This is a genomic window from Streptomyces sp. NPDC050564 (genome assembly GCF_044457265.1).
Lineage (GTDB): Bacteria > Actinomycetota > Actinomycetes > Streptomycetales > Streptomycetaceae > Streptomyces.
The window spans coordinates 137,678-158,790 of the sequence record NZ_JBITGS010000021.1 but is presented as its reverse complement, the minus strand read 5'-3'; the positions used below and the strand labels follow the sequence as shown (position 1 = coordinate 158,790).

Genomic DNA, 21,113 nt, shown 5'->3' with positions numbered 1-21,113 from the left:
CCCCGAGCGCTCCGCATGGTCAGTCGTCGAGACCTTCCGCCGCACGCTTCTCGCGCAGGTCCATGATCGCTCGGCGACGGGCCAGCCGGTGGGTGCGGCGGATCTGCGCCTCCTGGTAGCGGCGCTTGTCGCGCTCGGTCTCCGGGAGGACCGGCGGGACGCGACGGGGCTTGCCGTCGGCGTCGACGGCGGCGAAGACGAGATAGGCCGAGCCGACCTGCTGGGGTGGCGTGGACTCGTTCCAGCGCTCGGCGAGGACGCGGACGCCGACTTCCATGGAGGTACGTCCGGTCCAGTTGACCTGAGACTTCACATGGACGAGGTCGCCTACGCGGACGGGTTCCAGGAAGACCATCTCGTCCATGGAGGCGGTGACGGCGGGCCCGCCGGAGTGGCGCCCGGCCACCGCGCCCGCCGCGTCGTCGACGAGCTTCATGATCACTCCACCGTGCACCGTTCCCAGAAGGTTGGTGTCGTTGTGGGTCATGATGTGGCTGAGGGTGGTCCGGGACGCGGAGGTCGGCTTGCCCGGAATATCGGATTCCGGGTTGGGGGCCTGGTCTGTCATGGCGTCCACCATATGCCGGGCCGTGCAAGGCCTGCTTTGCATCAGCTCTGCAACAGGCGTGACCCAGATCTCCTGACTCTCTTGTAAGACACACAGTGGGGCCCTGCACACTGGTCCGCATGAACGATTGGCCCGACGCGTGGTCCGACGACAACCGCAACAACGGCGGCAACCGCTACGGACGCGGCAGCGCAGGCGCACAGCCTGAGAGCGCCCGCGTGATGCGGCAGGTGCGGCGCGGGCCGTCCACGCCCGGTCCGGGCCAGGGCGCGCCGCCGTACCGCGGGGTGCCCCAACAGCCGACGTACGACGACGGGCAGGGGTACGACGACGGATACGGCCAGGGCCAGGGCCAGGGCTACGACAGCGGGTACAACACCGGCCAGGTCTACGGCGGCGGCCGGGGCGGCTTCGTACCGAACGACAACGACCCGGACCCGGACTACCAGAACTACCGCCCGCGCCCGAACTGGCGCCGCCGGATCAAGTGGACCGCGATAACCCTGGTCACACTGCTGGTCGTGGTCTCCGTCGGCACCTACTTCTGGGCCGACTCCAAGCTCCACCGTGACGTGGATCTCTCCAAGGTCATCGACCGCCCCGAGACGGGCGAAGGCACGAACTACCTGATCGTCGGTTCCGACAGCCGCGCCGGCATGTCCGCCGAGGAGAAGAAGAAGCTGCACACCGGGTCCGCCGAGGGCAAGCGCACGGACTCGATGATGATCCTGCACGTCGGCGGCAACGGCGACACCCTGATATCACTGCCGCGTGACTCGAACGTGACGATCCCCACGTACCAGGGATCCACGTCCGGCAAGACCTTCCAGGGCACGGGCCGTCAGGTGAAGCTCAACGCGGCGTACGCGGAGGACGGCCCGACGCTTCTCGTGCGCACCATCGAGTACAACACCGGTCTGCACATCGACCACTACGTGGAGATCGGCTTCGCCGGCTTCGCGAAGATCGTCGACTCGGTCGGCGGCGTCGAGATGAACCTCGACCAGGGCTTCAAGGACAAGTACTCCGGCGCGGACTTCAAGAAGGGCAAGCAGACCCTCAACGGCGAGCAGGCCCTCGCGTTCGTCCGCACCCGGCACGCCTTCGCGGCCTCGGACCTCCAGCGCACGAAGAACCAGCAGAAGTTCCTGTCCGCCCTGGCGCACCAGGTCGCGACGCCCTCGACCGTCCTGAACCCCTTCAAGCTCTACCCGACCATGGGCGCGGGCCTCGACAGTCTCACCGTCGACAAGGACATGAGCCTGTGGGACCTGGCCGAGATGTTCTGGGCGATGAAGGGCGTCACCAGCGGCGACGGCAAGTCCATGAACATGCCGATCTCCGGCTCCACGGGCGGCAACCTCGTCTGGGACAAGGCCAAGGTGAAGACGCTGGTGAGCGAGTTGAAGAACGACGAGAAGGTGACGGTGTCAGGCAACTGACGCCCCTGCCGCCTCCTGGAACACGACACAGCCCCCGGAACTCTTCCGGGGGCTGTGTCGTGCCCACTGCTCGACAGGGCGAGCCGGGTCGGCCAGCGTCACATCCGTGCGCCCGCCATCGTGCGACAGGTCTCCACGCAGCGGCGACAGGCCTCGGCGCAGCGCATCATCTGGGGATCGTCCGGCATGGACATACACGCCTCGGCGCACATCTCGCACGCCTTGGCGCACAGCGCGCACATCTCGGGCGACATGGGTGACCTGCGCATCATCATGTCCGCGCACATGCGGGTCATCTCGGAGCAGTCCATGAGCGCGCGCATGATCTGCATCTGAGCCTGGCCGCCCATCTGCATGCAGGAGCTCATGGTCTCCTCGCACGTGCTGTGGCACGACATGCACGCCTCGACGCAGTCCTGCATCTCCTTGGTCATCGCGGTCATGGTTCCGGGCTGGGTCATGGCTCCTCCTGGGGGTGGTGGGGCCCGGGCCGGGCCCCGCGTACGTGTCCTTCCGTGGTACGCCCCTCGGCGGCGCCGCGCCATCGAGCGGACGCGAACAATCCGCTTCATATGCCACACCTCCAAGGCGACAAAAGGATCCGAAATCCCTCCGGGGGGTCCGTCGCCGATACTCCGATCGGTGATCCCCGATCGGTGAGCCCCGGCCGGAGACCGAGTGCGGGCGGGTGTCAGGGTGTTCCCCATGACGCCCTCCCCGCACCCGGCATCCGGCAGACCGACCTTCGACGCGGTGCTCTGCGACATCGACAACGTGATCCGGATCTACGACCCGGCCCCCGTGACCGCGCTGGAACGCGCCGCCGGACTGGCCGAGGGCACCGTCATGAAAGTGGCCTTCGCGCCGGACACGGTGCTGCCGCTGCTGGTCGGCCGGATCACGCCGACCGAATGGGCGTGGTCGGTCGCACGCGAACTGACCGGGCTCGTCCCCGAGGTCACGGCCTTCGAGCTGGCCAACGCCCTTGTCGACTCCCCCTTTCACGCCGACGAAACGGTCGTGGCCCTGCTGCGCGGGGCCCGCGCGCAGCACGTCCGCCTGATCCTCGTCTCCAACGCGTCCGTCCAACTGGAGGCGGACCTGGAGGTGTTGGGGCTGACGGACCTCGCCGACGATGTCGTCAGCAGCGCGCGGGTCAACATCGCCAAGCCCGACCCGCGCATCTTCGAGATCGCCGTCGAACGGGCCGGTGTCCCCGCCGAACGGTGCCTGTTCGTGGACGACACCCTGGAGAACGTGGAGGCGGCGGCCGCACTCGGCATGCAAGCGGTCCACTTCCGCGAACCGGAGGACCTGCGGCGCGCGCTGGGCGGCCGGTGACCACGCCCGGCAAGGCGCCGGCGGGCCACGGCGGCGACGTCACGGGTGCCGGTCCCGACGTCGAGGGGCGTCGGTTCCGTCAGGTGAAGTCCGCGTAGGCGAGGTGTCGTTCACAGTGGCGGCAGCGGAAGAGATAGGCCGTCGGCTGGCCCTCGGCGTCCAGGGCGGCGAGGAAGGCCTCCGTGTCGCCGAGTGACCCGAGGTCCTCTCGCAGGGTCTCCATCGCGTCCGGGTAGGGCTCCAGTTCGGGGACGCCCGCGCGGCCGAGGAACAGCGCGGCGTCACCGCAGTGGGTCAGCCAGCGTTCCTGCTGCCAGGCGGAGAAGCCGGGCGTGCGCTGTGCCACCACGCGCACGACGTCCAACGGCACCTGGCCGTCCACCTCCGTGAAGAAGGCTTCGTACCGCTCGGCGGCGCTGCCGTCAGCGATGCACCACGGGCAGAGTTCGTGGCCGATGTCCGCCACCGCGTACACGGGACCGGCGTAGACGTATCCGCGTCGGCGTCCGCAACTCAGGCACTCGGTGTCCGAGGGGACCACCGAGCCGGTGGCCAGAGGGTCCGGGTGGTACGGGAAGGACGGCAGGTCCGCTGTCGTGGGGTCGGTCATGGGGTCAGCCTGCCTCAGGCGCGCCGCTGCGGTCCGTGGATCAGTCACGGAGGCTGATCCGTCCCCGGCTGCGCGGGCCGTCGAACTTGGTGCGGTCCACAGCCGGTTTCGGCGCCGGTTCGGCGGCGATGAGTTTGATCGTGTCCCGGCCGGCCAACGCCGTACGCCACTGTCCCAGGTGCGGCCTGCTGCCCCGCGGACCAGCCGCCTGTTCCCACAGTGCTGTGACCGCGTTCTCCCGTCTGCCGTCGAGGACGCCGGACAGCGGCCGCAGGGGCTTGCCGGGGGCCACGTAGGCGTCCTGGCTCAGGACGCGCCCCACGACCAGGGCCACTTTGTAGCGATCGCTGTCCACGGTGACCGCGCCGGGCGCTGCCAGCGGATCGTGCCAGTCCGGGGTGTCCGCCTGCTCCAGGACCGGCGGCCGCCCCACCAGACGTACCCCGTCGCAGTCCAGGAGGTAGGGAGCGGGGCCGGGTCGCACGGCCCACAGCACGTTCGCCTGCGACACGTCCCCGACGACCAGTCCCAGCGCGTGCAGCCACTGGAAGAGTTCGACGACAGCGACCGTCAGCGCGTACCGCTCGGCCGGAGACGGCTGCGGAACGGCCTGCCAGGCCGCTTTGGGGGCCCGGAGCAGATACGACAGCTCGGTCAGCCGTGCTTCGCCGCGCGACGTCCGCCAGGTCATGGACTCCGGGGCGCGATACATGAGGAAGCCGGTCACCCGGCCGCCGTTCACGACCCGGCACAGCGGCCACGCAGCCTCCCGGTCCAGGCGGTCCCGGTCGGCGGGGGCGAGCCCCTGACGGAGCGTCACAAGGGCCGCGAGTTCCGCGCCGTCGACCTTCTGCGGCTCGCGGTAGCTCTTGTACAGCAGTCGGCCCGGGCCGTCGACGTCGTACACCTCGCCCTGGCCGCCGTCGCCGACACGGGTCCCGAGGGTGAGCGAGCCGAGCGGTACGTCGGCGCCGTCGCTCGGGCTCATGGCATGGCCTCCCAGAGGACGACCGCGGTGCGGTCGTCGTCGTACGACTTCACCCGGTACTGCAGCTGCCAGAGGAAGTCGGCCGGAGCGGGAACGGCACCGGTGCCCCATGCGGAACGCAGGAAGTCCCGCATCCCGGCGTCCCCCGCCAGCGGCGTGGACAGACCGTCCGTGCACAGGACCAGTACGTCGCCGGGGAGAGCCGGGCCGAGGAGCGAGACACGGGCCCGGTGGCTGTGCGGCAGCGCCGCCGTGCGGGTGTCGATCATCCCGTCGCCGCCATGCTCGGGATCCGTCAGGGACAGGTCCCACTCGGCGTCGCGCAGCCGGGCGGTGCCACCGTCGCCGACGGCCAGGAATCCGCGGGTGCGGACCTCCGGGTCGAGGGGCACGAGCAGGGCGCGCAGCGTGGTGGCGTACGCGGCGGGATCGTCGCCCCGCTCCTGCGCGTGGTGGGCCAGGAGCGTCGCGACGCGCCCCACCTCGGCGTCCACCGACGCGGTGAACCGGCTGCGGTCGCCCTCGCGCAGCGCCTCGGCGAGCTCCGCGGAGGCACTGTCCAGCTGCATCGCGGTGAGCCGGCAGGCCTCCTGCGAGCCGACGTGCGAACGGGCCGCCGAACCCACGCCGTCCGCCACCATGAGCAGCAGCAGCTCGTCCGGGCCGGGCGCGCCGAGGCGGACCACGGCCAGGGAGTCCTGGCGCGGCTCGCTCTGATAGCGGTGCGAGTCGCCGCGCACGGAGGCCGCCCGCACCGTCAGGGCGCCGTAGCCGGCACCGTCCACCACCATGTCGGGGATCAGCGCCGCCGTCGGGTCCCGCCGGACCGCCGGGACGCCGCGGGGTTCGGGCGGATACAGCGGCGGCTTCGGGCCGGAGTACGGCGGGACGCCCAGGGCCGGGACCAGGTCCGGGACCGGGGGCTCGACCGGGACCGGGGCCTCGACCGGGGCTTCCTGGAGCACGGGCGGCGCCTCGGGGGCGCCGGGCGGCGGAGTCTGTGGCCCGGCCGGCGTCGGGAGGACCTCGGGGTGCGGTGGTACGGGGACGACGTACGGGATCGCCGACGGATCCGGCTCGTACGAGTTCACCGGCGGGTTCGGCCCGTACGAGGTCGCGGGCTGTGTCGGCTCGTACGAGATCACAGGCGGGGGCGGCTCGTACGGCACCGCCGGCCGTATCGGCTCGTACGAGATCACCGGCGCGGTCGGCTCGTACGGCGTCGCCGGCGGTGCCGGTGGCGGTGTCGGCTCCGGCCCGGGAGCGGGCGCGGTGGGCTCCGGGGGCTCGGCGAAGAACTGCCCGACGCTCTGCCACGTCGCGTCCAGCGGATCGCGCTGCCGCGGGTCGTCAGGGGACGGTCCGGCGTTCATGTGCTCGGCGCTCCTGCCCTGTTCCTGGCCCATCGGCACGACCTCACAGCTTGTCGAGGGAGACGGTGGAGAACCCGGGCACGGTGTCGTCCACGGCCAGGGTGAATCCGTTGCCGCCGTCCGCCGCGATGCTCCCCGCGGAGCGAACGATCGACCGGGTGAGGCTGGACGCGAATTCACGGAGCGCCTGGGCCGGTGACACCGAGGAGTCCTTCTGCATGAACGCCCGGAAGTTGGCGACCTGCGCGATCGTGCTCTCCTGCGCCTCGCCTATGCCGAAGGCGATGATCTTCGGGCAGAACCGGGACTGGGTGAGTTCCTTGTACGCCTGCTCCCAGTCCGGTTCGTCGGTGGGAATGCCGTCGGACAGGAAGAAGACCACCGGGCGGTACACCTCGTGGCCCTCCGCCTTGAGCGCGGCCACATCCGCTTCGACGCAGCGCAGCAGCGTGCGGAACGCGTCGCCGTACGAGGTGAGCCCGCCGGCGGCCAGCGCGGGTACCGAGTCGATGTCGCTGAGGTCGACGAGCGGTTGCAGCACGGTGGCGCTGTCGGAGAAGCCGATGAGACAAAAACGCGTCTTGTCGGCGACGGTCGGGTTGGTACTGATCTCGTGGTGCAGGTCCGGTAGCGCGCCGTTGATGGCGTCGATCGGCTCACCGATCATCGACCCGGACTCGTCGCAGAGCAGGTAGAAGGGCAGGATCTGCACGGTGTCGTACCTCCGTGTGACTCAGTACGTGTAGAAGTAGATCTCGATGTCGGCGTGGCCCGAGGAGGCCCCGCCCTTCCAGAAGTCGCGTGTGGTGGCGCCGTGGAACATGTCGGGACGCGCCTTCTCCAGCAGGGAGTTGACCTCGTGGGCGTAGCGGCCTCCGGCGCCCGGGTCGGTGTGGCGTCCGAAGGTCAGCACGAAGGCGGCCTGCCGCCCCTTGTAGCGTGCCGTCGCCTTGCGCAGGCCGCGCACGATCGCCTCCCTGTCCCCGGCCCGGGCGTCGAGGGCCACCTTGACCGGGGTGCGGACAACAGCCCGCGGACCTGTGCGCCTCGGCTTCTTGTGCTGCGCCGAGGCCGAGGGGGAGGGCGAGGAGCCGGGCCTCTCCGCGGCCTGCGGGTCTCCCTGGTCGCCCATGGCCACCAGCGCGAGGACGAGCAGCATGTCCGCGAACAGCCACCCCGCCAGGTGCAGTGGCTGGAGCCTGCGGCCCTTCATCGAACCTCGGTCAGGGACGCCTCGGGCAGCGGCGGCGTCTCGCGTTCGTCGGCCGTCCGCTCCGCCCGATCCGGCCGTTCGGCCACGTCGGCCACCGGTCCCACCCGCTCCACCGGGTCCACCGTGTCCACCCGCAGTGCGTCGGCGAGCCGCGAGAACTCCTCGGCCGCCGCGCGCAACGCCCCTGTCTGGGCGCTCAGTTCACGGACCGCCTGCTGGGACTCCTCGACCGCGCGGGCCGTGCCCTCCGCCACGTCGCCGAGCTTGCCGAGCAGCTGGACGGACACGTCCGAGGCCACCTCGATGCCCGTGGTGTAGGCGCGCTGGGACGCGGCCAGCACGGTGACCGAGTCCTCGACGCGGTCACCGGCGCCCTCCACGGCGAGCCGCACCTCACCGCTGGCGTCACGGACGTCGTCGAGCGCCTTGCGGACCTGCGCTCCGCCGTCGCTGACCGCGGCCTCGATGCGGCCCGCCGCCACCTCCAGCGGCTTGATGGATGTGTCCACCCCGGCCAGCCGGCGCTCGGCGGCCTCCACCGCCCCGCCGACGACCGAGGCGGCCGTGGTCAGGTCCTTCTGGACCCGGACGGCCTTGTTGCCCAGCCGGTTGAGGGTCGCGGCGGCCCCGGTGAGCTCGGCGGCGAAGCGCTGGGGAGAGCTGAGCCGCTGCTGGTTCAGCACCAGTTGGGCGCGTGTCAGCGCCGGTACGAGCACCGCCATCAGTTCCTCGGCGGTGCGCTCGGCCTCCTCTTCCCGGCGTGTGACGGCGGACCGTCGCAGCCCGTGCACGAGGACCAGGGTGAACAGCACCGCGATGGCGACGGTGGCACTCATCGCCACGTGACCGAAGGTGAACGCGCCGGTGAGATGCCCCTCGAAGCCGGACTGCCACAGTTGCAGGAAGGGCCGGGCGGCGGCCTTCGGATCCGCGCCGGTCAGGGCTCCGTACGCGCTCGACGCCCGGGTCAGGCCGTACCAGGTGAGCATCAGCGGTACGAAGACCAGTGCGCCCAGCACCGCTTCGGCATAGGACCAGGCCTTGTGCTCCGCCCCCTGGTCCCTGGTCGCCCGGAGACTCTCCGGACGAGCGTAGGCGCCGAGCAGATCGAGTTCGGACCACGGTTCGAGCGCGCCGGCGTCCTGGTCCCGGAGCGCGTCCGCGAGGGCGGTCAGCTCTTCCTTCCGGGTCCCGAGCGCCGGCCGATCCGCCAGATCCTTGAGGCTCTGAGCGACCATATGACGGTCCAACAGGGCGCCTGTCGGCATGCCCACCCCCACAACACGACGGACGCGGGGGTGTGTTGACGACACCCTTGGATCCCCACCCGTAGCAAGTGCCCCCGTGCCCCCGCCGGTTCACACGCACCAGACGTGAGACCGAAGGCACAGAGAGTACTCCAGAATCGCTGCACCGCGCATAAACTCCCGGCACCCGCCGCTCTCCCGAACGGCGTTGCAAGGGGGCGCAGTTGAGCAACGACAATCGTCCGCGCGGCACCATCCGCCTGAAGCCCACGGCCGGCCCGGAGCGCACCGCCGCCCGCGAGATGCGGCCACCGTCCGCGCACTCGGACACCGTGCTGACCAAGACGGTGCCGCAGGCCAGCATCGCGGGGCGCGGCGTTCTTCAGGTGAACCTCAACTGGTCGGCGGCGACCGAGGCCGACCTCGACCTCGGCTGCCTGGTCGCCTGCGCGGACGGCTCGGGCGTGGCCGTGCAGCCCTTGGGCAACGCCTTCGGTTCACTGTCGCAGTGGCCGTACGTGGAGCTCGACCAGGACGACCGCACCGGGGCCTCGTCCGACGGGGAGACGCTCCGGGTCAACCTGGACCGGCGCGAGCACTTCCGGCAGCTGCTCTTCTACGTCTATGTGTACGAGGGTGCGGTGGACTTCCGGCGTCTGGGCGCCACGGCCACGGTCACCGCTCCGGCCGGCGGCTTCCGCATCGCCCTGGACGACTCCCCCGACGGTGCCACGGGCTGCGCCATCGCGCTGGCGTCGCCCGGGCCGGGCGGGCTCACGGTCCGCCGCGAGGTCTGCTGGTACACCGGCACGCGGCGCAGTTCGGTCCAGGAGCTGATGGACCGCGCGTACGGTTTCGGCTTCCCGTGGGTGTGGGGGACGAAGGACTGATCCGCCCCGTCGTCTCGTTGTCGCGGGGGGCGGGCAAGGGAAAGGGGCACTCCGGAGAGTGCCCCTCAAGTGCCCTGCCCGAGTGGTGAGTTACGGGAGGTTGCGGGCCATCACTATGCGCTGGACCTGGTTCGTGCCCTCGTAGATCTGGGTGATCTTGGCGTCGCGCATCATGCGCTCGACCGGGTAGTCGCGGGTGTAGCCGTAGCCGCCGAGGAGCTGGACCGCGTCCGTCGTGACCTCCATGGCCACGTCCGAGGCGAAGCACTTGGCCGCCGCGCCCTGGAAGGTGAGGTCGGCGTCGCCGCGCTCGGACTTGGCAGCCGCCGCGTACGTCAGCTGGCGGGCGGCCTCGATCTTCATCGCCATGTCGGCGAGCATGAACTGGATGCCCTGGAAGTCGGCGATCGGCTTGCCGAACTGCTTGCGCTCCTGGACGTAGCCCTTGGCGTAGTCGAGGGCGCCCTGCGCGATGCCCAGCGCCTGGGCGGCGATCGTGATGCGGGTGTGGTCCAGGGTCTTCATCGCGGTGGCGAAGCCCGTGCCCTCCTCGCCGATCATGCGGTCCGCGGGGATGCGGACGTTGTCCAGGTAGACCTCGCGCGTGGGGCTGCCCTTGATGCCGAGCTTCTTCTCCGGGGCGCCGAAGGAGACACCCTCGTCCGACTTCTCCACGACGAACGCCGAGATGCCCTTCGAGCGCTTCGTCGGGTCCGTCACGGCCATGACCGTGTAGTACTCGGACACGCCAGCGTTGGTGATCCAGCGCTTCACGCCGTTCAGGACGTAGGAGTCGCCGTCGCGGACCGCCTTCGTCTTCATGCCCGCCGCATCCGAGCCCGCGTCCGGCTCGGAGAGGCAGTACGAGAACATCCCGTCGCCCTGGGCCAGGGGCGTCATGTACTTCTTCTTCAGGTCCTCGGAGCCCGAGAGGATCACGGGGAGCGAGCCCAGCTTGTTCACCGCGGGAATCAGGGAGGAGGACGCGCAGACCCGCGCCACCTCCTCGATCACGATCACCGTGGCCAGCGCGTCGGCGCCCGCGCCGCCGTAGGTTTCCGGTACGTGCACCGCGTGCAGGTCGGAGGAGACCAGTGCGTCCAGGGCCTCCTGGGGGAAACGGGCTTCCTCGTCCACCGCTGCGGCGTACGGCGCGATTTTCGCCTCAGCCAGCGAGCGGATCGCGTCCCGGAGCATGTCGTGCTCCTCGGACGGGCGGTACAGGTCGAAATCAGCCGATCCGGCCAAGGTCTCTCACGCTCCAAGGATGCTGTGATGGTGGCGCTAACTACCGTTAAGTAACCCAAATTTTAGGGGTCCGCCCACCCGAGTGATACGTGAGCTTGGCGACAAAGGGAAAAGCACCGGAAAGACACGGCGAGATCTGCCCGGTGAGGTCGCCCCGCAGGCCCCGACTATGCTCGGGCACCGCACCCACGGCCGTAAGCTCACCCGTCACCCGACCACCACCCCTCAACGACGGCGCTGACGCCCCGACACCTGATTATCTGGAGCACCCATGGCCCTCAAGATCACCGTGATCGGCACCGGCTATCTCGGCGCCACACACGCCGCCGCCATGGCCGAGCTCGGTTTCGAGGTGCTGGGGCTCGACGTCGTCCCCGAAAAGATCGAGATGCTCCAGCGGGGCGAAGTCCCGATGTACGAGCCCGGGCTCGAGGAGCTGCTGCGCAAACATGTGGCGGGGATCGAGGGGTCCACCGGGCGGCTTCGGTTCACCATGGACTGGGCCGAGGTCGGGGAATTCGGCGACGTCCACTTCGTCTGCGTGAATACGCCGCAGAAGCACGGCGAGTACGCCTGTGACATGTCGTACGTCGATTCGGCCTTCGAGTCGCTCGCGCCGCATCTGACGGGGCCCGCCCTCGTCGTCGGCAAGTCCACCGTGCCCGTCGGCTCGGCGGACCGGCTGGCCAGGACGCTCGTCGAGCTCTCGCCCGCTGGTGAGGACGCCGAACTCGCCTGGAACCCGGAGTTCCTGCGCGAGGGCTTCGCCGTGAACGACACGCTGCACCCCGACCGGATCGTCGTGGGCGTGCGCAGCGAGCGCGCCGAGAAGCTGCTGCGCGAGGTGTACACGACACCGGTCGCCGAGGGCTCGCCGTTCGTGGTGACCGACTTCCCGACCGCCGAGCTGGTGAAGACCTCCGCGAACTCCTTCCTCGCCACCAAGATCTCCTTCATCAACGCCATGGCCGAGGTGTGCGAGGCCGCCGGCGGCGATGTCGCCAAGCTCGCCGAGGCCATCGGGCACGACGAGCGGATCGGGAAGAAGTTCCTGCGCGCCGGGATCGGGTTCGGCGGCGGGTGTCTGCCCAAGGACATCCGTGCCTTCATGGCCCGTGCCGGTGAGCTCGGTGCCGACCAGGCGCTCACCTTCCTGCGCGAGATCGACTCCATCAACATGCGGCGCCGCGGCCAGATGGTGGAGATGGCCCGCGAGGCGCTCGGCGGCGGCTCCTTCCTCGGCAAGCGGGTCGCCGTGCTCGGCGCGACCTTCAAGCCGGACTCGGACGACGTACGGGACTCGCCGGCGCTGAACGTCGCCGGACAGATCCACCTGCAGGGCGGCCAGGTCACCGTCTACGACCCGAAGGGCATGGCGAACGCGCGGCGCCTGTTCCCGACGCTCGGGTACGCCGACTCCGCCGTCGAGGCCGTGCGCGGCGCCGACGTCGTCCTGCACCTGACCGAGTGGCGCGAGTTCCGTGAGCTGGACCCGGCGGTGCTCGGCGAGGCGGCCTCGGTCCGGGTGCTCCTGGACGGACGCAACGCCCTCGACCCGGAGGTGTGGCGCCGGGCCGGGTGGACCTACCGGGCGATGGGGCGACCCACCGCGTAGCCGGCCACACCGCCGCGGCCCCGCCGCCGATCGACGTCCCGTCACCGATCGGCCGACTCCAGGGGGCCGGATGGCGTACGGCCGGGCATCCCCGGCTCGCCCGACTCCTCCTGCCGCCCCACGCTGTCCCTGACGCCCCTTGTGTTCGAAGGTGCACCTTCGGGAACGCGTAGCAGCGTGATCCCGCCGACGGGAGGCGGTGACCCACAGGTGAGCGACGGATCGCGTCGTTCGCGCCCACGGCCGGACTCGCCCGGCGCGGACACCGGCGCGGACCCCGGCTCCGGTCGCGGCGGACGACGGATGCGGTTCACCGTGCTGGGGAGCCGGCCCGCCCGCGGGGTGGGAGCGGTGGCACAGGCCCGTACGGCCGGGGCGGCGACGCGGTGCGCCCGGGACCGCGACAGCGCGGCCAGGACCGTGGGCCACGGGCTGCGGGTGGCCGCGGCGTACGCATGGCGGCTGCTCGTGCTCGGGGCGGCCGTGTACGCGGGCTTCACCATCCTCGGGCGGCTGCAACTGGTCGCGGTGGCGCTGTTCCTCGCACTGGTGGTGACCTCGGTGCTGCGTCCGCCGGCCAATCTGCTGGCGCGGTGGCTGCCGAGGCCCGCGGCGGTCGCGGTGAGCGTCGTGGGGAGCCTGGTGGTGGTGCTGGGGCTGCTGGCGCTCGTCGGAAGTCTGGTGGCGGGAGAATCGGGCAAGCTGGGAGAGGAGTTCTCCGGGGGCATCGGGCGGATCGAACGATGGCTGGAGGGCTCCCCCTTCCACCTGAGCCATGCGGTGGTGTCGGATCTCCAGGGCAAGCTGGCCAAGTACATCTCGGAGCACCGTTCCCTCCTGATCAGCTCCGCGCTCAGCGGCGCCGGGCGGCTGGTGGAAGTGCTCACCACCGGGGTGCTCGCGCTGTTCTGCTCCCTGTTCTTCATTCATTCCGGGGACCAGTTCTGGCACTGGTTCCAGGAGTTGCTGCCGGAGGGCGCGCGGGACCCGTGGGCGCGCACGGGACGGGCGGCGTGGCGCACGTTCGCCGGCTACACGCGGGGCATCATCATCGTGGCGGCCACCAATGCCGTACTGGTCGGGATCGCCCTGTTCGCGCTGCGCGTGCCGCTGGCGCTGCCGCTGACGCTGCTGGAGTTCTTCCTCGCCTTCATCCCGCTGGTGGGGTCGCCCATCGCGCTGGCCGTGGCCACGGTCGTCGCCCTGGCCTCACGGGGACCGGTCATCGCCCTCGCGGTGCTCGCCCTGATCGTCGTCATCGGTCAGCTCGAAGGACACGTGCTGCATCCGCTGGTGCTGAGCTGGGCGGTCAGGCTGCACCCCGTGGTGGTGGCCGTCTCCGTCATCGCCGGCGGCATCCTGGCCGGCGTGATCGGCGCGGTCGTGGCCGTCCCGATGGTGTCGGTCGCCTGGTCCGTGATCGGCGAACTGCGCGCCGCACCCGAGCCTGCCGAGCCCGGGCGGTCGCCGGGGCGAGGGCGTACTCCCCTTTGATTATTTCGTTTTAGTCGAAAAGTCGGGGGAATTCGGCATAAATAGGGGCACATTCTGCCCCCGTGAGGAGGTTCCGCCCGATGTCAACAGGGACACTTCTGGCAATCATCATTCCCATCGTGGTGGTGATTGCCCTGGCCGCCGTGGCGGCTGCGCTGTTCGTGCGCCGCCGGAAGCTGCGGGAGCGCTTCGGTCCGGAGTACGAGCGGACGGTGGAGGACGCCGACAGCCGCATGGCCGGCGAACGCGAACTCAGGGCCCGCGAGAAGCGGCACGACTCGCTGGACATCAAGCCGCTGGACAGCAGCGTCAGGGATCGGTACGCCCGGGACTGGACCAGCGTGCAGGAGGACTTCGTGGACCACCCGGAGGGCGCCGTGCACGACGCGGACCGCCTGGTGACCTCTCTGATGGACGAACGCGGCTATCCGACCCAGCACTTCGAGCAGCAGCTCAAGGACCTCTCGGTCGAGCACGGCCGCACCCTGGAGCACTACCGGGCCGCTCATGAGGTGGACGAACTGAGCGTGCGACACCAGGCGACCACGGAGCAACTGCGGGGCGCCATGGTGCACTACCGCGCCCTCTTCGAAGAACTGCTCTCCAATGGAGGCCGAGCCCGCCACGCCCGGGCCTGATCGGCTCGGCGACCGCAGGAACGGAGAAGAGATGCAACGTCACGACATACCGGACGCCGCCACCGAGAGCGGCCTGTCCACCGACGACATCGCCCAGCCCCGTGACCGGAGGACGGCCGACACGGACGACACGGCGAGCACGCGGTCCGAAGTGCCGACCTTCCCTGGCGAAGGCACGACCTTGGCGGGCGAATCCGCCGAACGCGAGGACGTGAAAGCCGAGTCCGGCCCCCCGGCCGAGGACGTGGAAGCCGCCTCCCGCCCGGCGGCCGAGGACACGAAGGCCGACTCCGGCCCCACGACCGACAGCTCCGGCGCCCGGGACGAGGCCCGCGGCTCGGACACGGGGGCCGAGGACGAGATTCCCCAACTCCTCAGCGAGGAGGACGAGGAAGGGTTCCGCGCCCGCTGGCAGGAGGTGCAGAGCAAGTTCGTCGACGATCCGCGCGACGCCGTGAACACCGCCGACGCCTTGGTCGCGGACGTGATGCAGAGGCTCGCTGCCACTTTCGCCGATCACAAACAGGAACTGGAGGGACAGTGGAATCGGGGCGAGCAGGCGGACACCGAGGACCTGCGCCTGGCACTGCGCCACTACCGCTCGTTCTTCAACCGCCTGCTGGTCACGTGACGCGTACAGTCTGCTGGTCGCGCGGCGCGGCGACGCGCACGCACCACTCCGGTCAGGCCGAGGCTCGGTCGGCCTGACACCCACACGCACGACGCCGGTCCGGCCGAGGCTCAGTCGGCCGGACCGGCGCCCCTTGCATTCTGCCCCACTTCGCTGTGCGTCGAGCGGTTGGCGCCCGACTCCCGTTGTCCTACGACCCCTTGGCGCGGTACCGCCGCATCTTCGCGCGCGCGCCGCACACCGCCATCGAGCACCAGCGGCCCCGGCCGGCCGGGCTGCGGTCGTAGTACACCCAATGGCACTCAGGCAGTTCGCAGGCCTTGAGGCGGAGCCAGGTGCCCGCCGTGAGCGCCTCCGCCACGGCCGCCGCGACGCGGGAGAGCAGCGGGCCCGCGTCAGCCGGGGCGAGGGCCGCCGAGCCGTCCCGCTCGTCGACCGCCACATACAGCGGCGCCCGCGCAAGCAGCTCGCCCAGGGGCGTCACCTCGCGGTGCGGGGCGTGGCCGGCGTGCGCCAGACACACGGCCCGCAGGGACTCGCGCAGCTCTCGTACGTCGGCCACGTCCCGCTCCGCGACGCCGAACGCGGCACGCCCCTCGACCGTGTCCAGCGTGTCGGCGCCCGACTCCAGGTCCACGGTGTTCACCAGGGCCTCCACCAGGGCCAGCCCCCCGGGTGCGGGCGATCTCTCACTCATGCTTGCGACGTTACCTCCAATGCGGGAGCATGCAGTAACGCTAGTTACCGCTTGAGGCGGCCTATAGGTAACAAGCGGTACACGGGTATCCGAGTCCCCCTAGGAGGAAGTCATGGCTCTCGCCGAACTGGGCGTCGTCGTCCTGGACTGTCCCGACCCGCGCGCGCTGGCCGGGTTCTACGCCGAGGTGCTGGGCGGCACCGTCGAGGGCGAGGGAGACTGGGTGGACCTGAAGGTGCCCGGCGGGCAGTCGCTGGCCTTCCAGGCGGCACCGGGTCACGTACCGCCGAAGTGGCCCGCGCCCGCCGCATCACAGCAGTTCCATCTGGACCTGACCGTCGACGACCTGGACACGGCGGAGCAGGGCGTGCTCACGCTCGGCGCCAAGCCGCTGGACGCCGACGACCGGTCGCGTTCCTGGCGTGTGTACGCCGACCCGGCAGGGCACCCGTTCTGTCTCTGCGCCTGCTGACCCTGGAGGACTCATGCCGGCTGTGGCACGTTTTCGTTCCGTCGTGATCGACTGCCCCGACCCGCGCGCGCTCGCCGACTTCTACGCCCGGGTGGGCGGCGGCACCCCCCAGGCCGAGGACGACGACTGGGTGGTGCTCCGGATTCCTGACGGGCCGCGGCTGGCCTTCCAGCGGGCGGACGGCCACACCCCGCCGGAGTGGCCGCGGGCCGACCGGAACTCGCAGCAGTTCCATATCGACTTCGACGCCGGGGTCACCTGGGCGGAGGTCGACGCGGCCCACGAGAAGGTGCTGGCGCTGGGGGCGCGGCCGCTGGACCTGGAGGACCGGGAGAAGAAGGATTTCCAGGTGTACGCCGATCCGGCGGGCCATCCGTTCTGCCTGTGCAGGATCGAGCACCCGTGATCGACCACCCTTGACCGACCACCCGTCATGAGCCACCCGTGATCGGCCACCCGCCACGGGCCACCGCTCCTACCGAACCACTCGTCATGGGCCACTCGTAACGGCCGGCTATCCGTCCAGCTCGGCGATCTTCGAGGTCGACGGCTCGCGGCGCTGCTGGGCGGCGCGGGCCGTGAAGTCCGCGCTGCGCAGCACCCGTTGGACATTGCCCCGGGTGAGCAGCGCGAGATCGGTCTCGGACCAGCCGCGGGAGAACAGTTCGGCGATCAGGTACGGATAGCAGGACGCGTCGGCCAGGTCCTGCGGATGGGCCACTCCGGAGTCGTACGTCCCCGAGAGGCCGACGCACTCCGCACCGGCGAGGGCGCGGACGTGGTCGAGGTGGTCGGCGACGTCCCGCACGGACGGACCGGTCTGCTCGGCCGTGAGCGGGACGAGGCACAGCCCCTTGGCGGCGCCCAGTGCGACGAGAACGTCGTCGGGAAGGTTGGCCGGATGGGGGCGCAGCGCCCAGGCCGCGGAGCGGGTGAACAGAACCGGGGCCTTGGAGACCGCGAGGGCACGGCTGATCGTGGCCTCCGAGGTGTCGGAGAGGTCGGCGAGCACGCCCAGGCGGTTCATCTCGCGAAGCACCTCCTCGCCGAACCGGGTCAGGCCCGCCTCGCTCGCCCAGGACGCACCCGACAGCGTGAGGATGCGCAGGCCGAGCGTGTGCAGGGCGCGCAGGATGCCGAGCGAGTCGCCGAGCGCGTCGGCACGGGCGGGGCCGAGCACGACGGCGACGCGGCCGCAGTACTGGGCGTCGGTGATCTCGGCGGCGCTGTGCGCCATGCGCAGTCCCTCGGGGTGCGCCCGGACCACCGTCTTCACCAGGTCCAGCTGCTCCAGGGTGGCGCCCACGGCCCGTTCCCCGGCGAGCCCCTCGGGCAGGTGCAGCGACCAGAAGAGCGCACCCACGTGCCCTTCCCGCAGCCTCGGCACATCCGTGTCCACGGCGCTCTCGCCCAGCTCCAGGTCGAACCACGGCAGGTGGCGCAGCGCCCAGGGCAAACCGCTGTAGCCGTCGGCGACGGGGTGGCCGGCGAGGAAGGCGTGGGCCCGCTTAAGCGGGTCCGTCCCCCGGTCGGTCTCCGTGGTCTCCAGGGACTCCGCCTCCGGCCAGGCAACGGGCCGGTCGAGCTCTTCCACCTCGGCGGTGGCGTGCAGTTCGTCCTGCAGTTCTGCCATGACGGGCTCCGTGGGGTGGACGGTGATCGCAGTATCGCCACCGTTGCACGGAGCCCGCGGGGCTTCCTGGTGGGCGGGGCGTTTGGGGGTACGCCCAGCCCACCGGGCATGCCGCCCTGCGCACTCAGCCGTCCAGTTGCTCCAGCGTCGCGTTCGACGGGCCCCGCTTCGCCCGGAGATCGCGGGACACGTCCTCGGCCGCGCCCAGCACCCGTACGGCGTTCCGCCAGGTCAGCTTGGCCACATCGGTGGACGACCAGCCGCGGTCCAGCAGTTCGGCGATCAGGTTCGGATAGCCGGAGACGTCGCCCAGGCCGTCCGGGGTGAAGGCCGTGCCGTCGTAGTCGCCGCCGATGCCGACGTGGTCGATCCCGGCGACCTCACGCATGTGGTCGAGGTGGTCGGCGACCGTCGCCACCGTGGCGATGGGGCGCGGGTTCAACTCCTCGAAGACGCGGTGGACCTTCATCGCCTCGGGGGTGGTGTCGAGGTGGTGGAAGCCGTTCGCGCGCATGTTCTCGTCGGCCGCGGCCGTCCAGTCGACTGCCGCCTGGAGGACGAACTTCGGTACGAACGTCACCATCGCCACTCCCCCGTTGGCGGGCAGCCGCTCCAGCACGTCGTCCGGGATGTTGCGCGGGTGGTCGCACACCGCGCGCGAGGAGGAGTGGGAGAAGATGACCGGCGCGACGGAGGTGTCCAGCGCGTCCCGCATCGTCGCCGCGGCCACGTGCGAGAGGTCCACGAGCATGCCCTCGCGGTTCATCTCCCGGACGACCTCACGGCCGAAGGCCGACAGACCGCCCACGGCGGGGACGTCGGTGGCCGAGTCCGCCCACGCGATGTTGTCGTTGTGGGTGAGCGTCATATAGCGGACGCCCAGCGCGTACAGCCTCCGCAGTGCGCCGAGGGAGTTGTCTATCGAGTGCCCGCCCTCCGCGCCCATCAGCGAGGCGATACGGCCCTCCGCCCGTGCCGCCTCCATGTCGGCGGCCGTCAGCGCGGCGCGCAGCTCCGCGGGGTGGCGGTCGATCAACTGCCGTACGCAGTCGATCTGTTCGAGCGTGGCCGTGACCGCGCCGGGCAGGTCCGAGCGGACGTACACCGACCAGTACTGGGCGCCCACGCCGCCCGCGCGCAGGCGCGCCAGGTCCGTGTGCAGGTGCGCGCTCTGGTCGGCGGCGATGTCTCGGGCGTCGAGGTCGTAGCGGACCTGCTCGCGCAGGGCCCAGGGCAGGTCGTTGTGGCCGTCGACGACGGGAAAGTCGGCCAGAAGTGCGCGGGCCTCATCGAGGGACGACATCCGCGTCACTTCCCGAAGCCGAAGCCGTTGCCCGCGCCCTCGACCTTGGTGCGCAGCCTCTTGCCCTTCTCGGTGGCCTGGTCGTTCAGCTCCTGCTGGAACTCCCGCATCCGGCCGAGGAGCTCCTCGTCGTGCGCGGCGAGCATCCGGGCGGCCAGCAGGCCCGCGTTGCGCGCGCCGCCGACCGAGACGGTCGCGACCGGGACACCGGCCGGCATCTGCACGATCGACAGCAGGCTGTCCATGCCGTCGAGGTACTTCAGCGGGACGGGCACGCCGATGACGGGCAGCGGGGTGACCGACGCGAGCATGCCGGGCAGGTGGGCGGCACCGCCCGCGCCGGCGATGATCGCCTTGAGCCCGCGCTCGGCGGCCTGCTCGCCGTACGCGATCATCTCGTGCGGCATGCGGTGCGCCGAGACGACGTCGACCTCGTACGGGATCTCGAACTCGTCGAGGGCCTGCGCGGCGGCTTCCATGACGGGCCAGTCGGAGTCCGACCCCATGACGATGCCTACAACGGGGCTCATTCTGTGATCGTGCCTCTCAGGTAACCGGCTGCGTGGCGGGCACGCTCAAGGACGTCGTCCAGGTCGTCGCCGTAAGTGTTGACGTGGCCGACCTTGCGGCCGGGCTTCACGTCCTTGCCGTACATGTGGATCTTCAGCTGGGGGTCGCGGGCCATGCAGTGCAGGTACGCGGAGTACATGTCCGGGTAGTCGCCGCCGAGGACGTTCGCCATGACCGTCCACTTGGCGCGCGGGCGCGGGTCGCCGAGGGGGAGGTCGAGGACCGCGCGGACATGGTTGGCGAACTGGGAGGTGATCGCGCCGTCCTGGGTCCAGTGGCCCGAGTTGTGCGGGCGCATGGCCAGTTCGTTGACGAGGATGCGGCCGTCCGCCGTCTCGAAGAGCTCGACGGCCAGGTGGCCGACCACGCCGAGCTCCTTGGCGATGCGCAGGGCGAGCTCCTCGGCCTTGAGGGCGAGCTCCTCCGCTATGCCGGGGGCGGGAGCGATCACCGTGTCGCAGACGCCGTCGACCTGCTGGGACTCGACGACGGGGTACGCGACCGCCTGGCCGTGCGGGGAGCGGACGACGTTCGCCGCGAGCTCCCGTACGAAGTCGACCTTCTCCTCGGCGAGGACGGGGACGCCGGCGCGGAAGGGGTCGGCCGCGTCCTCGATCGACCGGACGAACCAGACGCCCTTGCCGTCGTAGCCGCCGCGGACCGTCTTGAGGATGATCGGGAAACCGTCGCCCTCGGCACCTTCTGCGAGGCCTTCCGCCGCGAACGCGGCGACGTCGGCGACGTCACTCACGATGCGGTGCCGTGGGCAGGGCACACCGATCTCGTCGAGCTTCGCGCGCATCACGCCCTTGTCCTGGGCGTGCACGAGCGCATCGGGTCCCGGGCGGACGGGGATGCCGTCCGCCTCCAGGGCCCGCAGATGCTCGGTGGGTACGTGTTCGTGATCGAAGGTGATCACGTCGCAGCCCCGCGCGAAGTCACGCAGCGTGTCGAGGTCGCGATAGTCGCCGATGACGACATCGCTGACGACCTGCGCCGCGGAATCCTGAGGGGTATCACTGAGGAGCTTGAACTTGATGCCGAGCGGGATGCCCGCCTCGTGTGTCATACGAGCGAGCTGGCCCCCGCCGACCATGCCGACTACCGGGAACGTCACGCTCCAAGAGTATCGGCCGCGCC

Annotated in this window: 23 protein-coding genes; 9 read left to right on the top strand and 14 right to left on the bottom strand. The window is 70.7% G+C overall.

Going from position 1 to position 21,113, the window contains the following annotated elements:
* Positions 1 to 19: 19 nt before the first annotated feature.
* Positions 20 to 568: an acyl-CoA thioesterase gene (locus ACIBK0_RS30850; RefSeq protein ID WP_399087128.1), complete on the bottom strand. Its 549-nt coding sequence runs from the start codon at positions 566 to 568 to the stop codon at positions 20 to 22.
* Positions 569 to 687: 119 nt separating this feature from the next.
* On the opposite strand from ACIBK0_RS30850, the gene ACIBK0_RS30845 reads away from it, so the two are divergent.
* The gene (locus tag ACIBK0_RS30845; RefSeq protein WP_399087126.1) at positions 688 to 2,010 is read left to right on the top strand and encodes an LCP family protein; all 1,323 of its coding nucleotides are present in this window, start codon (positions 688 to 690) and stop codon (positions 2,008 to 2,010) included.
* A 98-nt stretch (positions 2,011 to 2,108) separates the two neighbouring features.
* Here the strand turns inward: ACIBK0_RS30845 and ACIBK0_RS30840 are convergent, their stop codons facing one another.
* Positions 2,109 to 2,471 (bottom strand): four-helix bundle copper-binding protein, encoded by a 363-nt coding sequence (locus ACIBK0_RS30840; RefSeq protein WP_399087124.1) that lies wholly within the window; start codon positions 2,469 to 2,471, stop codon positions 2,109 to 2,111.
* Positions 2,472 to 2,715: 244 nt separating this feature from the next.
* On the opposite strand from ACIBK0_RS30840, the gene ACIBK0_RS30835 reads away from it, so the two are divergent.
* Entirely contained in the window at positions 2,716 to 3,351 is a 636-nt protein-coding gene (locus ACIBK0_RS30835) for an HAD family hydrolase (protein ID WP_399087122.1), read from the top strand.
* Positions 3,352 to 3,430: 79 nt separating this feature from the next.
* Here ACIBK0_RS30835 and ACIBK0_RS30830 read toward each other — a convergent pair whose 3' ends face one another.
* Genes ACIBK0_RS30830 through ACIBK0_RS30805 form a run of 6 tightly spaced genes read right to left on the bottom strand, consistent with a single transcriptional unit; the run spans position 3,431 to position 8,773 of the window.
* The gene (locus ACIBK0_RS30830; protein WP_399087120.1) at positions 3,431 to 3,961 is read right to left on the bottom strand and encodes a CbrC family protein; all 531 of its coding nucleotides are present in this window, start codon (positions 3,959 to 3,961) and stop codon (positions 3,431 to 3,433) included.
* A 40-nt stretch (positions 3,962 to 4,001) separates the two neighbouring features.
* Complete coding sequence (locus ACIBK0_RS30825; RefSeq protein WP_399087118.1) at positions 4,002 to 4,949, bottom strand: hypothetical protein; 948 nt, start codon at positions 4,947 to 4,949, stop codon at positions 4,002 to 4,004.
* Positions 4,946 to 6,322 (bottom strand): protein phosphatase 2C domain-containing protein, encoded by a 1,377-nt coding sequence (locus ACIBK0_RS30820; RefSeq protein ID WP_399087116.1) that lies wholly within the window; start codon positions 6,320 to 6,322, stop codon positions 4,946 to 4,948. Before ACIBK0_RS30820 ends, ACIBK0_RS30825 begins: the two co-directional genes overlap by 4 nt.
* 43 nt (positions 6,323 to 6,365) lie before the next feature.
* Positions 6,366 to 7,034 (bottom strand): VWA domain-containing protein, encoded by a 669-nt coding sequence (locus tag ACIBK0_RS30815; RefSeq protein ID WP_399087114.1) that lies wholly within the window; start codon positions 7,032 to 7,034, stop codon positions 6,366 to 6,368.
* A gap of 21 nt (positions 7,035 to 7,055) precedes the next feature.
* On the bottom strand, positions 7,056 to 7,535 hold the full coding sequence (locus ACIBK0_RS30810) for a hypothetical protein (RefSeq protein WP_399087112.1): 480 nt from the start codon (positions 7,533 to 7,535) through the stop codon (positions 7,056 to 7,058).
* Positions 7,532 to 8,773, bottom strand: coding sequence for a hypothetical protein (locus tag ACIBK0_RS30805; RefSeq protein WP_399087110.1), 1,242 nt, complete (start codon positions 8,771 to 8,773; stop codon positions 7,532 to 7,534). Before ACIBK0_RS30805 ends, ACIBK0_RS30810 begins: the two co-directional genes overlap by 4 nt.
* A gap of 233 nt (positions 8,774 to 9,006) precedes the next feature.
* On the opposite strand from ACIBK0_RS30805, the gene ACIBK0_RS30800 reads away from it, so the two are divergent.
* Positions 9,007 to 9,672 carry a tellurium resistance protein gene (locus ACIBK0_RS30800; RefSeq protein ID WP_399087108.1) on the top strand — a complete coding sequence of 222 codons (666 nt, stop codon included), beginning with the start codon at positions 9,007 to 9,009 and terminating at the stop codon, positions 9,670 to 9,672.
* Positions 9,673 to 9,762: 90 nt separating this feature from the next.
* On the opposite strand, the gene ACIBK0_RS30795 is transcribed toward ACIBK0_RS30800, so the two are convergent.
* Positions 9,763 to 10,920 (bottom strand): acyl-CoA dehydrogenase, encoded by a 1,158-nt coding sequence (locus tag ACIBK0_RS30795; protein WP_399087106.1) that lies wholly within the window; start codon positions 10,918 to 10,920, stop codon positions 9,763 to 9,765.
* 271 nt (positions 10,921 to 11,191) lie between these two features.
* On the opposite strand from ACIBK0_RS30795, the gene ACIBK0_RS30790 reads away from it, so the two are divergent.
* From ACIBK0_RS30790 to ACIBK0_RS30775, 4 genes are all read left to right on the top strand, one after another.
* Positions 11,192 to 12,535 (top strand): UDP-glucose dehydrogenase family protein, encoded by a 1,344-nt coding sequence (locus tag ACIBK0_RS30790; protein ID WP_399087104.1) that lies wholly within the window; start codon positions 11,192 to 11,194, stop codon positions 12,533 to 12,535.
* A 210-nt stretch (positions 12,536 to 12,745) separates the two neighbouring features.
* Entirely contained in the window at positions 12,746 to 14,029 is a 1,284-nt protein-coding gene (locus ACIBK0_RS30785; RefSeq protein WP_399087102.1) for an AI-2E family transporter, read from the top strand.
* An 80-nt stretch (positions 14,030 to 14,109) separates the two neighbouring features.
* Positions 14,110 to 14,667 carry a hypothetical protein gene (locus tag ACIBK0_RS30780; protein WP_399087100.1) on the top strand — a complete coding sequence of 186 codons (558 nt, stop codon included), beginning with the start codon at positions 14,110 to 14,112 and terminating at the stop codon, positions 14,665 to 14,667.
* A gap of 31 nt (positions 14,668 to 14,698) precedes the next feature.
* A complete protein-coding gene (locus ACIBK0_RS30775) occupies positions 14,699 to 15,298 on the top strand; it encodes a hypothetical protein (RefSeq protein WP_399087098.1) in 600 nt (199 codons plus the stop codon).
* Between the two features lie 190 nt (positions 15,299 to 15,488).
* On the opposite strand, the gene ACIBK0_RS30770 is transcribed toward ACIBK0_RS30775, so the two are convergent.
* Positions 15,489 to 15,995 carry a CGNR zinc finger domain-containing protein gene (locus tag ACIBK0_RS30770; protein WP_399087096.1) on the bottom strand — a complete coding sequence of 169 codons (507 nt, stop codon included), beginning with the start codon at positions 15,993 to 15,995 and terminating at the stop codon, positions 15,489 to 15,491.
* A 112-nt stretch (positions 15,996 to 16,107) separates the two neighbouring features.
* On the opposite strand from ACIBK0_RS30770, the gene ACIBK0_RS30765 reads away from it, so the two are divergent.
* Both ACIBK0_RS30765 and ACIBK0_RS30760 read left to right on the top strand, forming a co-directional pair.
* Positions 16,108 to 16,467, top strand: coding sequence for a VOC family protein (locus tag ACIBK0_RS30765; RefSeq protein ID WP_399087094.1), 360 nt, complete (start codon positions 16,108 to 16,110; stop codon positions 16,465 to 16,467).
* Positions 16,468 to 16,480: 13 nt separating this feature from the next.
* Complete coding sequence (locus ACIBK0_RS30760; protein ID WP_399087092.1) at positions 16,481 to 16,873, top strand: VOC family protein; 393 nt, start codon at positions 16,481 to 16,483, stop codon at positions 16,871 to 16,873.
* Positions 16,874 to 16,981: 108 nt separating this feature from the next.
* Here ACIBK0_RS30760 and ACIBK0_RS30755 read toward each other — a convergent pair whose 3' ends face one another.
* The 4 genes from ACIBK0_RS30755 to ACIBK0_RS30740 all read right to left on the bottom strand — a co-directional run bounded on the left by ACIBK0_RS30755 (position 16,982) and on the right by ACIBK0_RS30740 (position 21,090).
* Positions 16,982 to 18,100: a dipeptidase gene (locus tag ACIBK0_RS30755; RefSeq protein ID WP_399087090.1), complete on the bottom strand. Its 1,119-nt coding sequence runs from the start codon at positions 18,098 to 18,100 to the stop codon at positions 16,982 to 16,984.
* Positions 18,101 to 18,224: 124 nt separating this feature from the next.
* Positions 18,225 to 19,403, bottom strand: a complete 1,179-nt coding sequence (locus ACIBK0_RS30750; RefSeq protein ID WP_399087088.1) for a dipeptidase — start codon at positions 19,401 to 19,403, stop codon at positions 18,225 to 18,227.
* A 5-nt stretch (positions 19,404 to 19,408) separates the two neighbouring features.
* Positions 19,409 to 19,933: a 5-(carboxyamino)imidazole ribonucleotide mutase gene (purE, locus tag ACIBK0_RS30745; RefSeq protein ID WP_399087086.1), complete on the bottom strand. Its 525-nt coding sequence runs from the start codon at positions 19,931 to 19,933 to the stop codon at positions 19,409 to 19,411.
* Positions 19,930 to 21,090 carry a 5-(carboxyamino)imidazole ribonucleotide synthase gene (locus ACIBK0_RS30740; RefSeq protein ID WP_399087084.1) on the bottom strand — a complete coding sequence of 387 codons (1,161 nt, stop codon included), beginning with the start codon at positions 21,088 to 21,090 and terminating at the stop codon, positions 19,930 to 19,932. The genes purE and ACIBK0_RS30740 overlap by 4 nt, the downstream gene beginning before the upstream one ends.
* Positions 21,091 to 21,113: the final 23 nt, after the last annotated feature.

Excerpts from the sequence above, each read along its gene's own strand:
- ACIBK0_RS30790 (WP_399087104.1), top strand. The coding sequence starts at position 11,192 with ATGGCCCTCAAGATCACCGTGATCGGCACCGGCTATCTCGGCGCCACA.
- ACIBK0_RS30755 (WP_399087090.1), bottom strand. The coding sequence starts at position 18,100 with ATGGCAGAACTGCAGGACGAACTGCACGCCACCGCCGAGGTGGAAGAG.
- ACIBK0_RS30825 (WP_399087118.1), bottom strand. The coding sequence starts at position 4,949 with ATGAGCCCGAGCGACGGCGCCGACGTACCGCTCGGCTCGCTCACCCTC.
- ACIBK0_RS30835 (WP_399087122.1), top strand. The coding sequence starts at position 2,716 with ATGACGCCCTCCCCGCACCCGGCATCCGGCAGACCGACCTTCGACGCG.
- purE (WP_399087086.1), bottom strand. The coding sequence starts at position 19,933 with ATGAGCCCCGTTGTAGGCATCGTCATGGGGTCGGACTCCGACTGGCCC.
- ACIBK0_RS30775 (WP_399087098.1), top strand. The coding sequence starts at position 14,699 with ATGCAACGTCACGACATACCGGACGCCGCCACCGAGAGCGGCCTGTCC.
- ACIBK0_RS30765 (WP_399087094.1), top strand. The coding sequence starts at position 16,108 with ATGGCTCTCGCCGAACTGGGCGTCGTCGTCCTGGACTGTCCCGACCCG.
- ACIBK0_RS30770 (WP_399087096.1), bottom strand. The coding sequence starts at position 15,995 with ATGAGTGAGAGATCGCCCGCACCCGGGGGGCTGGCCCTGGTGGAGGCC.
- ACIBK0_RS30845 (WP_399087126.1), top strand. The coding sequence starts at position 688 with ATGAACGATTGGCCCGACGCGTGGTCCGACGACAACCGCAACAACGGC.
- ACIBK0_RS30830 (WP_399087120.1), bottom strand. The coding sequence starts at position 3,961 with ATGACCGACCCCACGACAGCGGACCTGCCGTCCTTCCCGTACCACCCG.
- ACIBK0_RS30850 (WP_399087128.1), bottom strand. The coding sequence starts at position 568 with ATGACAGACCAGGCCCCCAACCCGGAATCCGATATTCCGGGCAAGCCG.
- ACIBK0_RS30805 (WP_399087110.1), bottom strand. The coding sequence starts at position 8,773 with ATGGTCGCTCAGAGCCTCAAGGATCTGGCGGATCGGCCGGCGCTCGGG.
- ACIBK0_RS30840 (WP_399087124.1), bottom strand. The coding sequence starts at position 2,471 with ATGACCCAGCCCGGAACCATGACCGCGATGACCAAGGAGATGCAGGAC.
- ACIBK0_RS30750 (WP_399087088.1), bottom strand. The coding sequence starts at position 19,403 with ATGTCGTCCCTCGATGAGGCCCGCGCACTTCTGGCCGACTTTCCCGTC.
- ACIBK0_RS30820 (WP_399087116.1), bottom strand. The coding sequence starts at position 6,322 with ATGAACGCCGGACCGTCCCCTGACGACCCGCGGCAGCGCGATCCGCTG.
- ACIBK0_RS30760 (WP_399087092.1), top strand. The coding sequence starts at position 16,481 with ATGCCGGCTGTGGCACGTTTTCGTTCCGTCGTGATCGACTGCCCCGAC.
- ACIBK0_RS30810 (WP_399087112.1), bottom strand. The coding sequence starts at position 7,535 with ATGAAGGGCCGCAGGCTCCAGCCACTGCACCTGGCGGGGTGGCTGTTC.
- ACIBK0_RS30780 (WP_399087100.1), top strand. The coding sequence starts at position 14,110 with ATGTCAACAGGGACACTTCTGGCAATCATCATTCCCATCGTGGTGGTG.